This window comes from Shewanella sp. SR44-4, from assembly GCF_014163715.1.
GTDB lineage: Bacteria > Pseudomonadota > Gammaproteobacteria > Enterobacterales > Shewanellaceae > Shewanella.
On the sequence record NZ_JACJDU010000014.1, the window covers coordinates 49573 to 65136 of the forward strand.

The 15564-nt window shown below is 41.7% G+C and carries 11 protein-coding genes; 4 read left to right on the forward strand and 7 right to left on the reverse strand.

Features of this window, described 5'->3' with window-relative positions; all coding sequences use genetic code 11:
• The first annotated feature begins 159 nt into the window (after nt 1-159).
• The 3 genes from H5125_RS08970 (at nt 160) to H5125_RS08980 (ending at nt 4101) form a co-directional block, all read left to right on the forward strand.
• Nucleotides 160-1023 (forward strand): YicC/YloC family endoribonuclease, encoded by an 864-nt coding sequence (locus H5125_RS08970; RefSeq protein WP_182744054.1) that lies wholly within the window; start codon nt 160-162, stop codon nt 1021-1023.
• A 330-nt stretch (nt 1024-1353) separates the two neighbouring features.
• On the forward strand, nt 1354-2562 hold the full coding sequence (locus H5125_RS08975; RefSeq protein WP_182744055.1) for a winged helix-turn-helix domain-containing protein: 1209 nt from the start codon (nt 1354-1356) through the stop codon (nt 2560-2562).
• Between the two features lie 222 nt (nt 2563-2784).
• The gene (locus tag H5125_RS08980) at nt 2785-4101 is read left to right on the forward strand and encodes an anaerobic C4-dicarboxylate transporter (protein WP_011639250.1); all 1317 of its coding nucleotides are present in this window, start codon (nt 2785-2787) and stop codon (nt 4099-4101) included.
• 419 nt (nt 4102-4520) lie between these two features.
• Here H5125_RS08980 and H5125_RS08985 read toward each other — a convergent pair whose 3' ends face one another.
• The 4 genes from H5125_RS08985 to H5125_RS09000 form a co-directional block, all read right to left on the reverse strand.
• Nucleotides 4521-4997 carry a hypothetical protein gene (locus tag H5125_RS08985; protein WP_162024103.1) on the reverse strand — a complete coding sequence of 159 codons (477 nt, stop codon included), beginning with the start codon at nt 4995-4997 and terminating at the stop codon, nt 4521-4523.
• The gene (locus H5125_RS08990) at nt 4987-5721 is read right to left on the reverse strand and encodes a hypothetical protein (RefSeq protein WP_162024104.1); all 735 of its coding nucleotides are present in this window, start codon (nt 5719-5721) and stop codon (nt 4987-4989) included. The genes H5125_RS08985 and H5125_RS08990 overlap by 11 nt, the downstream gene beginning before the upstream one ends.
• 306 nt (nt 5722-6027) lie before the next feature.
• Complete coding sequence (locus tag H5125_RS08995; RefSeq protein WP_182744083.1) at nt 6028-9183, reverse strand: DUF3427 domain-containing protein; 3156 nt, start codon at nt 9181-9183, stop codon at nt 6028-6030.
• 115 nt (nt 9184-9298) lie between these two features.
• Nucleotides 9299-10405 carry a Fic family protein gene (locus H5125_RS09000; RefSeq protein WP_182744056.1) on the reverse strand — a complete coding sequence of 369 codons (1107 nt, stop codon included), beginning with the start codon at nt 10403-10405 and terminating at the stop codon, nt 9299-9301.
• Nucleotides 10406-10638: 233 nt separating this feature from the next.
• Here H5125_RS09000 and H5125_RS09005 point away from each other — a divergent pair, with 233 nt between their 5' ends.
• A complete protein-coding gene (locus H5125_RS09005) occupies nt 10639-11439 on the forward strand; it encodes a sulfotransferase family protein (protein WP_182744057.1) in 801 nt (266 codons plus the stop codon).
• A 19-nt stretch (nt 11440-11458) separates the two neighbouring features.
• Here H5125_RS09005 and H5125_RS09010 read toward each other — a convergent pair whose 3' ends face one another.
• The 3 genes from H5125_RS09010 to mdoH form a co-directional block, all read right to left on the reverse strand.
• Nucleotides 11459-12892 (reverse strand): MFS transporter, encoded by a 1434-nt coding sequence (locus H5125_RS09010; RefSeq protein ID WP_182744058.1) that lies wholly within the window; start codon nt 12890-12892, stop codon nt 11459-11461.
• Between the two features lie 48 nt (nt 12893-12940).
• Nucleotides 12941-13204, reverse strand: coding sequence for a hypothetical protein (locus H5125_RS09015; RefSeq protein WP_182744059.1), 264 nt, complete (start codon nt 13202-13204; stop codon nt 12941-12943).
• Nucleotides 13205-13376: 172 nt separating this feature from the next.
• On the reverse strand, nt 13377-15560 hold the full coding sequence (gene mdoH, locus H5125_RS09020; RefSeq protein ID WP_182744084.1) for a glucans biosynthesis glucosyltransferase MdoH: 2184 nt from the start codon (nt 15558-15560) through the stop codon (nt 13377-13379).
• Between the last annotated feature and the right edge of the window lie 4 nt (nt 15561-15564).

A 15564-nucleotide genomic window follows, 5' to 3' on the forward strand; every position in this document is an offset into this window, starting at 1 on the left:
AATTCATATCATATTTGAGCCCATATTATAGAGCTTCACGCCGTTAGATGCCATGGTAAGCAGCGATAAGCCACAAATCTATCGACTAATCCTTTAATCCCATCCGCTAAAACGGCTATAATCAACTCACATTCGCGTAATAACATAACAGGACACTTCATGATCCAAAGCATGACAGCCTACGCTCGTATCGAGCACAAAGCACAATGGGGCACCGCCTCATGGGAAATCCGTTCAGTCAACCAGCGCTACTTAGAAACCTACCTGCGCCTACCTGAGCAGTTTCGCAGCTTTGAACCTGTCTTACGCGATCGCTTACGTAAACGCCTTAACCGCGGCAAAATCGAAGTTAATTTACGTTATGAACTCGCCGACAACAGCAGTAATGAATTACAACTGAATCAAGATTTAGCCAAACAGCTATTAAGTGCAGCAAACTGGTTAAAACAAGAAGCCGGACAAGGCGAACTCAGCCTAACAGATATACTGCGCTGGCCTGGCGTTCTATCCGCAGCAGAGCAAGATATGGATAGTGTAGGTGCCGATTTAATGATCGCGTTCGACAGTGCCATCGATCAGTTTATCGAAGCTCGCGGCCGTGAAGGTGAAGCGATTAAAGACATGCTACTGACCCGTTTAGACGGCGTAATGGAGCAAGTGAAGGTTGTGCGTGAACACATGCCAACGGTAATGCAGTATCAACGCGACAAATTAACTAACCGCTTAGCCGATATTGCTGGTGAATTAGACCCTGCCCGTATCGAACAAGAAATGGTGTTATTGGCGCAAAAGCAAGATGTTGCCGAAGAAATGGACCGCCTTGAAGCTCACGTAACTGAAGCTCGCCGCATCCTTAAAAAAGGGGGCAGCGAAGGCCGCCGTCTAGACTTCATGATGCAAGAGTTTAACCGCGAATCAAATACCCTAGCCTCAAAATCAATCAGCGCAGAAATCACTTCTGCCGCAGTAGAACTAAAAGTATTGATTGAACAAATGCGCGAGCAGATCCAAAACGTCGAGTAAGCTTAAAGCTTGGACGTAGTAACATTAAGCCCAGCATTTGCTGGGCTTAATTTTTTGGATTTTAGGTTTGGATTTTTCAGCCAATGCTGAATATGTTAATGAGTAAACAGCTCAGGCTTACATGCTGTAAGCATTAAAATACAACTTACACGCTGTAACCGTTAAGGTGAGATTTACTCGCTAAAGCGTGTGAAAAATATCAACATTCTCTCGCCGTCATTTATAGAGACCTATCATAAACAGCGAGATGTACACTACTATAAAATTCGACCTACAATGGCACTTATCCTCGTATTTTGATTTGTTTACCCATTCAATATAGGGCGCTTAATGACCAATCCCTACTCAGCTAAACAGTGGCTCCAACTCAATATGCAACAACAAGGTTTATTACAGCCTTTGGAGTCATTGCCAAAACTTATCCAGCAATTAAGTTATGTGCAAATTGACTCTATTAATGTGGTTGAACGCGCGCATCATCATGTATTACACAATCGTCTGCCCGAATATTCTGCCACTATGTTAGATGCAGCAATGAGCGATAAAACCGTGTTTGAGTACTGGTTCCATGCGGCTGCTTATCTGCCTATTGAAGATTACCGTTTTAGCCTGTATCGCAAACAGCAATTACAACAAGGTGGTAAGCATTGGTTTGAACCCGAACATAAAGTCATGCGTGAAGTTAAAGCCCGTATTAGTGCCGAAGGTCCATTAAAAGCCAGTCAGTTTACCCATGAATCAGACACTAAAAATGGCACTTGGTGGGATTGGAAACCAGCTAAAAAAGCGCTTGAGCAGTTGTTTATGCAAGGCGAGTTAATGGTTGCTAGGCGCGACAAGTTTCAAAAGGTGTACGACTTAACCGAGCGAGTACTACCCAAGCACATCGACACCACAGTGCCTAGCGATACAGAATTTGCCCAACACTTGATTCAGCGTTATTTATCGGCGCATGGTTTTGGTAATTTGCAGCAAATACAATATTTACGCAAAGGCCTCAAACCTCTACTCAGCCAAACATTAGCACAACTGTGCGAACAAGGTGATATCGCCAGCTTTACCGACCCCAGCGCCAATACACAACACGTTTACTTCTACCAACCTACGCTCACCTTACCCACTGCTATTCCCAATAAAGTCTGGCTACTTAATCCGTTTGATAATTTAGTCATTCAACGCCAAAAGCTTAGGCAATGGTTTGGGTTTGATTATCAAATAGAAGTGTATGTGCCTGAGGCTAAACGCCAATTCGGCTATTATTCACTGCCCATTCTATGGCGTGACGGTTTTGTTGGCCGCGTGGATGTAAAAGCCGACCGTAAAAACCAATGTTTGTTACTGCAAAACCTGCACATTGAAACGAGCACATTGACGAACCAACATGATGAATTAAATGACAAAACACATTTTGTTGCTGCGTTAATCGAGGCCATTGATCACTACTGCACATTCAACAACTGCCAGCGTTGGCAACTAATACAATGTAACGATAAAACGATTGCTAAAATGTTACTCAAAGCAAGTCAACAGGGTAGTTAACTGCATACTCTGTACTTCGAATACAGTTCCCCCTCCCCTACAAAAGTGACGCAACACAATATATGCAGCGGTATGTAATGTTGTTCACGTTTTAAACATTTATTATCACACCCAATTCAATAGCTTGAGTTACGTCACTAACCCCAAAGATGTAGTGGGATACCTTCAAAAGGCTAAAAATAATAACAACCTACATAAAAACCTACGCGGGGAGAAAACACGATGTTTTATATACACATGCTGCTGTTATTAGCGGTGATATTTGTTGGTATTCGCCATGGCGGTATCGCCTTTGGTTTATTGGGCGGGTTAGGTGTTTCGGTACTCGCATTTGTATTTGGCGTTGCACCAGGTGCGCCACCTATCAGTGTAATGTTAATTATTCTAGCCGTAGTGGCGGCTTCGGCGACATTAGAGGCCACAGGCGGCTTAAAGCTGTTAGTAAAGTTTGCTGAAAAACTATTACGTAAACATCCTGAACATATCGTCTTTTTAGGCCCGCTGTGTACCTATTCATTAACCGTTCTGGTTGGTACGGGTCATTCTGTTTATCCCCTTCTTCCTGTAATTTACGATGTGGCGTACAAAAAAGGCATCCGCCCAGAACGTCCATTAGCCATGGCAACTGTAGCATCACAAATGGGTATTACAGCCAGTCCAATTGCCGCTGCAGCAGCAGTAGTGCTTGCCACTGCCGTTGATAATAATCTAGATATTAACTTACTTGATGTACTCATGGTGACCATTCCCGCCACACTAACAGGCTTACTAGTAGCGTGTACTTGGAGCTTAAAGCGCGGTAAAGATTTAGATAAAGATGAAGAGTTTCAGGCACGTTTAACAGATGATGAGTTTCGTGAAGCATTAACCGACCCAAAAGCAGATGAGGTGCAAACACCCCAGGCCGAATCGACAGCAAAGAAAGGCTTAACAGTATTTTTACTGGGCATATTTGCCGTTATCATGGTGGCGATGTTTAGTAAGCAAATACTGCCTGCTGGCGTCAGCATGTCGGTAGCGATTCAATTTATGATGTTGTCAGTCGGTGGAGTAATATTACTCGCCACCAATATCTCCCCGAAAAAAATTGTCACCAGTAACGTGTTTACCGCCGGTATGACTGCGGTCATTATCATTTTTGGTATTGCATGGATGAGTGACACCATTATTGAGCACCATAAAACCTATTTGGTGAGCGCGGTAAGCGACATTGTCAGCGTGTATCCATGGACATTTGCTATCGCGATGTTTGTGTCGTCTATCTTCTTAAAAAGCCAAGCAGCGGTATTAACTATAATGCTGCCATTGGGGTATTCACTCGGCATCCCAGCTCCAGTATTAATTGGTGTACTGCCAGCATGTTATGCCTATTTCTTCTTCCCATTCTACCCAAGCGATTTAGCCGCAATTAGTTTTGATAGAACCGGCACCACCCACATTGGTAAATACGTACTCAACCACAGCTTTATTATTCCAGGCTTTATTGGCGTGGTAACCGCTACATTTGTTGGTTACTTTATATCGATGGCTATTAACTAGCCCTAGCTAGCGCTTTGGCTTTGAGCTTTAAGCTAAGAACTAAAGTGATAAACCGCTAGTGAATTGACCCAAATAAGTTACTAGCATCAATAAGAATGGCAGCCAAAGTGGCTGCCATTTTTGTTTTTAATCATTGAGAACCTAAAGACCGATGAACTAAAAACGAAGACCTAGAAAACTACAATTATCTGATGAGTTATCGACAGGTTCATGGGTTAATCCGCCCACCATATCGCCATCTGCAACACGCAAAAATCCATCCATGAGACTTGGAGAAAAGATCTTGTCTGATCAATCGCAAAAGCGAAAATATCTAGGCTAGAACAAGTCTGCTTCAAAGCAATACTGAATTTAATGTCAAACATCCCCACAAAAGTTGAGCCGTTGAGTATTAGTTTGAATCAAAAACGCTGAAAATGTCATTTATCACTTTGAATATAAATAGGATTGTCATATTCGGTCTTGTTATTTATATACTTACAAAAACCGCCTGTCGTATTTTGTGTTTCAAACTCTAAAAAATGAGGTTTTACAGACTCACTTTTATCACTTGGAATAACATAATATGAACTAATTGATTTTATTGGTGAATATATCTTATCTTCATATTTGAAGATGACATACTCCAAATATTCCGCACTACTCACTCCTGTTTCAAAGTACCCCCTAATTACTGGAACTCTGTAATCTATTCCTTCGCACCTAGCATGTATAACAGCAATTAACTGTAAGTCATTTGACGCCTGACGGTTTATAATTACTTCAGCAGCACCTTCAGAGGGAGAATATAACAAATACTCTTGATCAGTCCACTCAGATAATCTGAACTCATTTGCATTTAGTGAAAATGAAGTTAAAAATACTATAAAAAAATAAAAGCCTTTATTAAAAAACATCTTTAAATACCTTTCTTCTTAATAAATCAGTTAAATTATCATGACGTTTATTGTAACTTGTTGTCTTACTATTAATGACTTTAGTAATACTATCCGTAACCATTCGACTTTCCCCTATATCTGCTTTTCTATAAAGCTGATGTTCCAGCCAGAATATTAGAGCAGATCTTACTGCAAATTTGGGTTGTAGTAATAAATCGGGGGTTGCGACAAAATCGACACTTGCACTCCACAAGTTATTATGCTTTGTTTTCATTGAAATATAATTTGATTTCCCGGTTAATTGAAGCATACCTCTACCTCTATATTTCCAGCCGTCACCAGACTCTACACTGCCATTACCCATTCGATTCGCATATGCATGATTTGCAATAGCTTCGATATCCGCTTTTTTATTAGTAGCCTTGTTATATGCGTGATCTTTTGCATCAGAAGGAGTTCGTCCATAATGTGAGAATATAGATATCAAAGCCATTTCGTTGTAATTAAGATTCTCCTCTAAGTTGAATTTACCTCCAACTTCATGCATTACTTGAGCGATAAAGTGACACATTCTTAATTCTGTATTAAGTTGACACTTATTAACGTTATAATTCAACTCTTCAGCCACTTCACTTAATAGTTTATCGCTCACATTGTGTTCACTTTTCCAAATAGCTCTAAGGTGCGATAAACTCAGAGTTTGATTTTCAACTCTATTTGAAGACTTATATATAGACATCATCAATTCCTTTTGTACTAACTATTTACATATAATTTGTAAACCCACTTTAATTTAAATAGGATACGACAGGATTACATTTGAGTATATAATCTTCAATAATGACGAAGCATTCCTGAATACACCCCAAATAATAACCTCCAAATATCTTCACTCTAAAGTTAATACGACTTAAATACTATTGAAGTTATTAATACGAAACATCCCAATTATCAACATGTTTCCTAAAACGATACACCGTAAACCCATCCATGGGGGCTTGACGAAAACATCCTGTTTTCAACAGCTGCAGAGGACGATATGGCTAGCTTATCCTACCGCCAATTTCGCGGCTTCGTGCCACATAGCATCTGGCATAGGAGTCATTAATTTCCAGGTTATATTCATTGGCTGCGCCCCAGCGTGTTTCCTATAAATCACTTCACCAAAATTGACAAAGCCCATGGTTCGGCCGTTTTCATCTTTCGCTTGCTCTCGCACAAACAGAATCAATTTACGGCCCATTTTTTCATGCTCAATATAGCCCAAACCTCTTCCATATTCTGGTCTTGCACTATTTTGAGATTGCCAATGAAATAGCGACTCGTTAATCGCATAATCATGATACATAGTCGTGGGAGAAAACTGCTTTACTGACTTTTTCAAGGTCACAAACAGCAATTCAACATTACGCTCCTTAAGAACTAAAACGCCTTCACGGGCGGTGGATTTTCTATCAAAGGAGCTGGCTCCACTGGCTGCGAGTATTTGTTCTCTGGTATATCTTGAATGCACTTTTAAGACATCTAATGTGGGGATATGCATTTCAAGTTCATGATGATGGATACGATCGATAAGTAACGCTATGACATCTAGAAGTTCTGCTTGTAATTGAGTATGTCTCAACGCGGCCAAGCTTTGCTTAAGGCCTGTAAAACCTAGTTCGAATCCTGATTTATCCCAAAAGTTATAATGACACATTAACGCAAACTGACCTTGTGTAGTGTCGTTATCTTCAAAGTTAAAATTACCAATAATTAACTTTCTTAGAAACTGTAAATACGAGATAGAACTGCACGTTAGCAAATGATAATTTATTGCGCGATAGTAAGCTTTGGCAAGATGAAGAGCTGAATTAGGTTCATTAATTTGATGTATATTTGAACTCTCGACTAACTCTAACCAACTCATTTTTAATTTATAGATATCTTCTAAATTAACGTGTGGATTAAAACGTAAAAAATTCGTAAGTGTTAACGTCAATGTACTCTGGTGCTCAAAATTATTAATCAGCTGTCGTAACCGATTTGCATTCATAGTTGCGCGACTAATATTTCGCAAAATCATAGCTTGAGTCTGTTCTTCAAGCTCAATTCGACAGCCTAATGGCAAATGAGGAAAATCATTGGTTATCTCATCTTTAATCGATTGATTCGTTTTGCCAACCAGCGCTCTAAACTTTTGTGAAAAATCATATTCATCACGAGAGTTGCCCACAAAGTCCAATACCGTACAGCACTGTTTATCATCAGTTAACCGCAACCCACGGCCTAGCTGTTGTAAAAAGATGGTTAAGCTTTCGGTTGGACGTAAAAACAATAATGTATCAACTTCTGGAATATCGACACCTTCATTAAAAATATCGACTACACACAAAATTTGTATATTACTGCTGATTAAACTCTGGCGTTTTTGCTGTCGTCCATGACTATTATCACTGGTGAGTACATCTGCACTAATACCGGCTAGGGTAAACTTACTCGCCATGTATTCGGCATGCTGCTTACTGACACAAAATGCTAAGGCTCTTATCTGACGAACATCAGTGACAGTGTCATTAAGGCTTCTAATAATGCGCGTGACTCGTTGTTCATTATGAGTATATAAATGACTTAACTCTGCTATGTCATATCGCCCTTGATGCCATTTTATTTGGCGAAGGTCAGTATCATCATTAATAGCAAAATACTGAAAAGGACATAAATAGCGCTGATTGATTGCTTCGGGCAAACGAATTTCTGCAGCTATTACCCCACAAAAGTCATCCAGAATGTTTTGCCCATCATGACGCTCTGGCGTGGCTGTTAACCCCAATAAAATCTTGGATGAGAAATGCGCTAATAATCCTCGATAACTACTGGCTGCAATGTGATGAACTTCATCTATCACAATATAATCATAAAAATCAGTGGTGAGCGGTAAGCTTGATAATTGCAGGTTTAAGCTTTGTATCGAAGCAAACAAGTGCCGGTAGCTATTAGGCTTGTGCTCAGCAACCCACAATTCACCAAACTGATTATTCTTCAATACACCACGGTACGCAGACAATGCTTGCTTAAGAATTTCTTGTCGATGAGCCACGAATAAGAAATTAGCTTCTGGATGCAGTTTATAAAAACGGGCAAAATCAAACGCTGAAATAAGCGTTTTACCAGTGCCCGTAGCTGCAACTACTAGATTTTTATACCGCTGATGAATACTACGCTCAACATTTAACTGCTCAAGAATCTCTCGCTGATGTGCAAAAGGTTTTATATCAAAATGAAAGGTACTGCTTTCGCTATAGCTACCTTTAGCCTCACGCAATGCTTCATGAAGTTTGTTTTTCGCTTCAATATTGCCATCAAATAATTCAAATTCACTCGATTGCCAATATGACTCAAAGGTGTTGAGGGATTTATCGATTATGTGAGGAATTTCTTGAGTGGTTATTTTTAAATTCCATTCAAGACCACTCGTCAACGCAGAATGCGATAAATTCGATGACCCAATATAACCGGTATGAAATCCTGTATTGCGCAAAAATAAATAAGATTTCGCATGCAGGCGCTCGCGCTTGGTGTTGTAACTCAATTTAACTTCAGTATTTGGCAGGCTTGCTAAAAACTCGACTGCTTTAGCATCTGTCGCCCCCATATAAGATGTCGTAATGATCCGCAGGGTTTTTCCACTTCGAGTGAACTCTTCAAGTTCATTTTTAAAAATCCGAATGCCGGCCCACTTAATAAAAGACACTAACCAATAAATTTTGTCTGCTGAGCGAATCTCGCGCTTTAATTCGGTGTCTAAAGAAATTCCGGCGTTGCTGCCACAAAAAAGTTCGCTTTGGCTTAATCCTGTTAGCGGATAAATGGCTTTAGTAAACGCAGGAAAGTCCGTCGATATGGGATTTTTTTTATCAAATAGCGCTGTTAATATACGGCCTTTACTATCGAGTAAGTTTTCAGTGATCAATTGATCATCTTGAACATGATCTTTCAACCAAAGCACTAACTTATTTGCCAAACCGATTTGCTCTGTGAGTTGATTGTCTCCGCTAGGGATTGCACCAATGGCACTCTCCATTATCTTGGTCAAAAACCTCGATAGCCAAACACTGGCCTCAGCGCTTTCTAATGGCCGCTCACCTAAATAGAACACATCACGATTGATGCTTTTATCTATCAGTTGAGTAATAAGCTTTTCATAAATACCAACTTGTTCCATGTCAGATAGGCCTTTTGAAAGTGAAAACACTAAGAATATACCATAGCAATAAGTGCATATTACGACTAAGAATAATATTATTTATCAATAAAATGCTTACAGAACAACGATTAAATTAGCGCACTAACACATACCTTGTACTTCTGCCGCCCGCGCCGGTTTTGACCAAACATTGCTGCTCAACTAATTGAGCCAAATGTCGGGTGGCGGTGGCGCGGCTGACTTTAGCGACTTTTTGATACTGGCTACTACTGATCCCATCATTAAAGTCACCATCAAGTAATCTATTTAGCACTTTCACGTGTTCTGTGGTTAACGCTGGAGTGAGTAAGCGTTGGTCCACTCGACGCCAAAATTGGGTTTTAGCAGTAGTTTGCTCAATGCTATTGAGCGTGTGTTGAATAGCGTCATTTAAGGTGTCTAAAAACCACAGCAGCCAAGGTGTGATATCTAAGCCACCTTGCTGGGTAGACTCTAATATTGCGTAATAGGCTTTGCGTCGCTCAAGAATACTAACTGACATTGTGTAAAAATGAATAGAACGATGCTCAGCTTGCGCGAGCGCTAAGTCGGTGAGTAAACGCGTTATACGTCCATTACCATCATCAAGCGGGTGCAAGGTGACAAACCACAAATGAGTGATGGCTGCTCGTACTAGCGGATCAAGGTCAGCATGTTTTCGTGATTGATTAAACCACTCAAAAAACTGCGTTAAGTTAAGATCTAGTGTATTGCGTGGAGGCGCTTCAAAATGCACTGTCGGTTTGTCTAAACGCCCCGATACCACCTGCATAGGCTCATCGCCGCGTAGCTTACCGCCAATAACAGGATTAAACACGGCTTGGTTACTCGGAAACAACAGAGCATGCCAATCTAAAATACGCGTTAGGCTAAGTGGCTGTTGCCAGTTTTGTAGCGCATCTAAGGTGATATCAGCTAAACCATCAGTTTGCGTCGTGGTGGGATAAGGTTTTTCTTCACTCACGCCAAGCTTATTGGCCAAAGAGGAACGTACAGAAAATGCGTTAAGCTTTTCTCCTTCAATAGCACTTGAATAAACGATATTGGCCAGCATGGTATCGAGTGTCCATTGACTAGCGGATTCAGAACCTATTTTACCCAGCAGCAAACCCTGGTTAAATTGAATTTGCCTCAATAGTGCACTTATACGAGCATTATCCCATACAAACTCTGGCCATTCTTGTTGTTGCCAAATCCACATATTAACCTCTGTTTAGCTGACTTAAATACTGTTTTGATACAAACAATAACCTATTCTACTCACCATATGAGGCAAATAGCAATTTATTCGCCTCACAAAATGAGGCGAATAACATGGTTAATTGCCTCATGGCTCCTACTAGCAAGCTCGATAACACCTTGGCTGGCATTTCGGTATAATCATTTACTGATTCAATAACCTTCAATTTTTATAACTCAATGCGATTGTAATTAATGACATCCAAGCAGACTGAAGTATCGACAACGCCACAAGCCGCTAAGCCTAAACCCACTTTGACGAACAAGTTGGCTAATAAAGTATTTATTATCGGTTTGCCGCGTACCGGCACTACCAGTGTAAGTGTGGCGTTGCTTGAGCAAGGGTTAACGGTTGCCCACCAAGCCTTTACTAAGCAGGCGTTTATGTTGGCCGATGCGGTGTCTGATGCGCCGTGTTTTAGTGATTATCAGCAATTAGATAAGTTATTTCCCAACGCTAAGTTTGTCTATTTAGATAGGCCGTTAGATAAGTGGTTGCCGTCGATGCAAATGTTACTGGGTAGAATGCTAGTGCATTTAGATAAAGACAAGGGCCGCTTTCATCCAGTAATGAAGCGCAGCTTTAATCATAGCTTTGATATATGGCAGGTTGAGGATGTGTTTGATGAAGCGCATTTAACGGCCTGTTATCAGCGCCACCAGCAACAAGTAATGAGTTATTTTGCAGGGCGAGATGACTTTATCTCTATTGATATTAGTGTGACAGGAAGCTTTGCTAAATTGCTGCAATTTATCAATTTACCAAAGCCCGATACGGCTAAATTTAGGCAGCTTCAATATCCACAACTTCAATCTCAGCCGCAAAACTTTCCGCAGCTGAGCTTTCCACAGCTTAACTTTCCGCAACTAAACTTTCCACAGTTAAATATGGGCCGTAATGTGGCCAGTTGGGATGAATATAAACACCACAACAAAATTAGCGCTAATGTTTCTGGACCAGAGAAACGTAAGTTTTTTGATTACCGCCTAGATTAGTATTGTTAGTTATCCTTTCTTAGTCTTTATTTTTAGAACGCTTTTTCTTAGCAACGGTTAACCAATCTAAACTGACCCCCGATATGGCATTAAAACCACGGATGCGGAAAATAAGTGTCAGCAATTGTGGCCTTGGACGCGCTTTGGGTTCAACTGAGCGCGGAATAAACCACAATGCCACCAGCGATCGCATGGTGGTCGATACCATAAACACCAAAAATATGGGGTTGGTTAACCAAGCGTTTAAACCTGTCAAGATGAGAAACTCTGCTGCATACGAGGCAATTACACCGCCCACCATCGCGCCGACAAATACAAAACCCGCACTCAATGCTGCCTGTAATGCAGCATAAATAGCAAAGTCACTGCGAAAAGGTCGAATATCGTAAAGGTAATTGGCGGTACTTAAGGTAAAGCCACTCCAGGCTAAACCGGAAAAGGCTTGAATCGCCAATATATAAAGATAGTTGTCGGAAAATAGCCACAATAACGGCAAGCTGGGAATTAAGCAGCTGGTGATGATCATCACTAATCTATTGCCGTATAGGTCGCTAAATCGGCCCCAGAATCGCAAGGTAATAAACTGCGTAAAAATAGAGGCCACACTAGAAAGCACAAATTCAAAATAGGTAAAATGCAGTTCTTCCAGCATGTATACTGCAAAAAACGGTGCCGAAATGGCGACCATGCACTGCATACCCGCGACAAATAAACTGTAATGGCGGAAGGTTTTGTCTTTCCAGGCTTCACGAAAATTACCAAATGTTTGTTTAAACACCCCAGACGCTTTGGCGAGCCTAGGTTCGGGGTCGTGCATTTGCAGTAATAACCAAGCTGAAGTAAACCGGCCCATTGCCGCAATCGAAAACAGTAAACTAAAACCCAACCATGCCATTTCTATTGAGTCGGTTAAGGTTAAAATACCGCCACCGACAAAGAACACACTCAGCGAGGCCATCATAGTTAATCGAGTACGTGAAGCAAAAAAGGCTCCTCGGCGGCGCTGCGGTACAATCATGCCCATCCAGGCACGCCAATGCGGCTGAATAAGATTGATAAACCCTTGATACAACACCGCTAAGCCAATAAATAACCACACTGCATTATCAGGTCTAAATGCCGCTAACGCGCCCATACCTAACACGACTACGGCTTGTAAAACTGCACATGCCACAATAAATTGCCGACGGCTAAAGTGGCTTGCTAACCACACAGACAACAGTTGCGCCAGTGAGCCAAACAATTGAGGTAAGCCAGTTACCCAACCCATTTGGCCTAAACTAGCCCCTAAGAATATGGCATAAGCATTAAAAAAATTATCACTGGTGGCGGTCATGGTTGACGATGCAACCGCCTCTTGCTGGCTACGGCGTAGGGTACATCGAAGCCACGACAGTCTGTCACGACTGCGCGAACAAGGATTATTGCTGCTAGATGAAGGTTCTAAAGCCATAAGAGGTATGAATGCACGCCATTGCTAAGTAACTATTCGTGGAACAAACTAGCTTAACTTTTTATACTCCGCCCATGCAATAAAGCTATTATGTAAAAGTATGATAGTAAACATTACAAATTTATTGCTCCAACTTAAGGTCAAATCGAATAAACCGAGGGCCATCACACAAGATCCAGACAATAAAATAGCGTGAGCGACAACAAAATAAGAAGTTGATTTTATTGTTTTTAAATTTTTCCCACTTGATTTATTAACTATGTTGACAGCACCAACAAGGGCTAAAGCAGACCAAAAAATATAAGCAAACATCACACCCTCCCTGTTGTAGGTTTACATATAAACAATTAAATATGTATCCACGAACTTGTAACAAAATTATCAAAAATAACTGTATAACAAATATCGTCTAACAAACATGATATTTAACTTTTAATTTAGAGGCCATGTTTGTTATTAGCTCTTCAATCTGAATTAAATCCACCTAACAGAAGGACACGATACCTTCGGTGACATATTGCTCTGGCAGCTTTTGTAATTGTTTTAGCAGTAAAGGATTGCCCAGTAAATATGCCAATTCTTGACGGGTAAACAGCTTTACAATGTCATGCTGACATTGTGCTTCTTGTACTTTAACCCGAGTAATGGCTTCGAGTGATTCAACCGCTGAACCTGGCAAACGATGCGGTTTTTTGTCAATAATGGCTAAATGTAAATCCATTAGCTCTGAGTCTTTCAATAGCCTTGATAAGGTCCACGGCTCTGCAATGGCGTTAACGTATTCGTTACGGCGTTGTTGTGAATCTAGGCTCAGCTTCGGCGCACATACCTCTTCCGGTGTTGCCAATATTTTTAGGCCTTTTACCCATAAGCCAAATCGCTCTGAGCCTGTCATGGCAGAAAGCGGCACTGCAAGCCACAAACCAATTAGCGCTGGGCTCATCCACGCCAACAAGGTAAGCGAATCAAGCACTGCGGCGTAACCTAATAACGCACCAATTAACATGTGCCAACGATGACGATAAATCAGTGTTAGCCAAGGTAAGCTGCCGTCGTCACGTCGTTGTGGCGCCCAACCGCTGTCGCGTCCGGCTAAAATAGACATCACCGCACCGCAGTGGATAAGCATCATTATTGGCGCAATCAGTGCCGACAATATCACTTCAACTACCACGCTAATAATGGCTTTGCCTCTGCCACCTAACTGCTTACTCATGATGCTATTTTTCAGTAATAATATGATCCCAAGAATTTTAGGACCAAACAATATGCCCATGGTGATATAAAACAACCGTAGTGCACGGTCTGAGTCCATTACTGGCCAGGTGGGAAACAAAGAGAATTGATCAGTAAAATACTCTGGGCGAATAAAGTGTGCTTGTAATGCCAGCATTAAGCCCGACAAAATCAGCATTAACCAAAATGGCGATGATAAATAAGCCATTATCCCCGTGAGTAAGTGTAAGCGGCTAACCCAATGTAATCCTTTACTAAACAACACCCGTGAGTGTTGTAAATTGCCTTGGCACCAACGGCGATCGCGCACCGCTAAATCGACAATAGACGGTGGGCATTCTTCATAAGACCCTGGAAGGTCTGCGGCAATGACCACGCTCCAACCAGCACGTCGAATCAAGGCTGCTTCAACAAAGTCGTGGCTCATGATATGACCACCAAATGGCGGTCTACCTGCAAGGTTGGGTAACCCTGCAGCGCTCATAAAAGCTTGGGTGCGGATAATGGCATTGTGGCCCCAAAAGTTACCTTCTTTGTGGGTCCACCAAGATAAACCTGTACCAATTACCGGACCATAAATTCGCGCAGCAAATTGCTGTAGTCGCGCCATTAAGGTATTGCCATTGATTAAATACGGAATAGTTTGGATAAGCCCGGCATCAGGGTCTGCCTGCATCCGTCTCGCCAAACTAACGATAGTGTGGGTTTCCATTAAACTGTCGGCGTCTAGCACCAACAAATGGTCGTATCGAGCGCCCCAGCGTTTACAAAAGTCGGCCACATTACCGGCTTTACGAGCATCATTTTTACGCCGACGGCGGTAATACACCCGCGCATCTTTACTCACTTGATGACGCAATATTAAAAATGCTTGTTCTTCTGCCAACGCAATATCGGGGTCGGTAGTATCGCTTAATATAAACCAGTCAAACGCATGGCTTTCGCCGGATGCAACCAATGCCATCGCCATCACTTCAACTGCAGCAAAAACGCGATCGGGTGACTCGTTATATGTCGGCATTAATATCGCGGTGCGGGTATGCAGCTTTATGCTTTCGGCGGTTTCTGTCGTGGGCTTTTTGAGTAGCATAATAAAGCCGGCTATACCGCCGCTAAATGCCAATGCAATCCAGCAAAAGTTAACCGCAAACAACACTAAAACGATGTATTCAAGTGGCGTGACTCCACCGACATTAAACACCGACACCATCTCGTAAATAGCCATAACCGACATGATAAAAGCGCTGCCAACCACTAACAGACGGCGTAATCCGTCTGACTTTACGCCATTGGCAATAATACTTTTACGTGGCATGCCTTCGGACAACGCACGTAAACTTTGCGGTTCCATTGGGCCTGGTCGCTCCAACGGCATTGCTGCACCACCGACCAACATAGGGTCGACGGCACTAATATCAGCATCAGGCTGCATCATG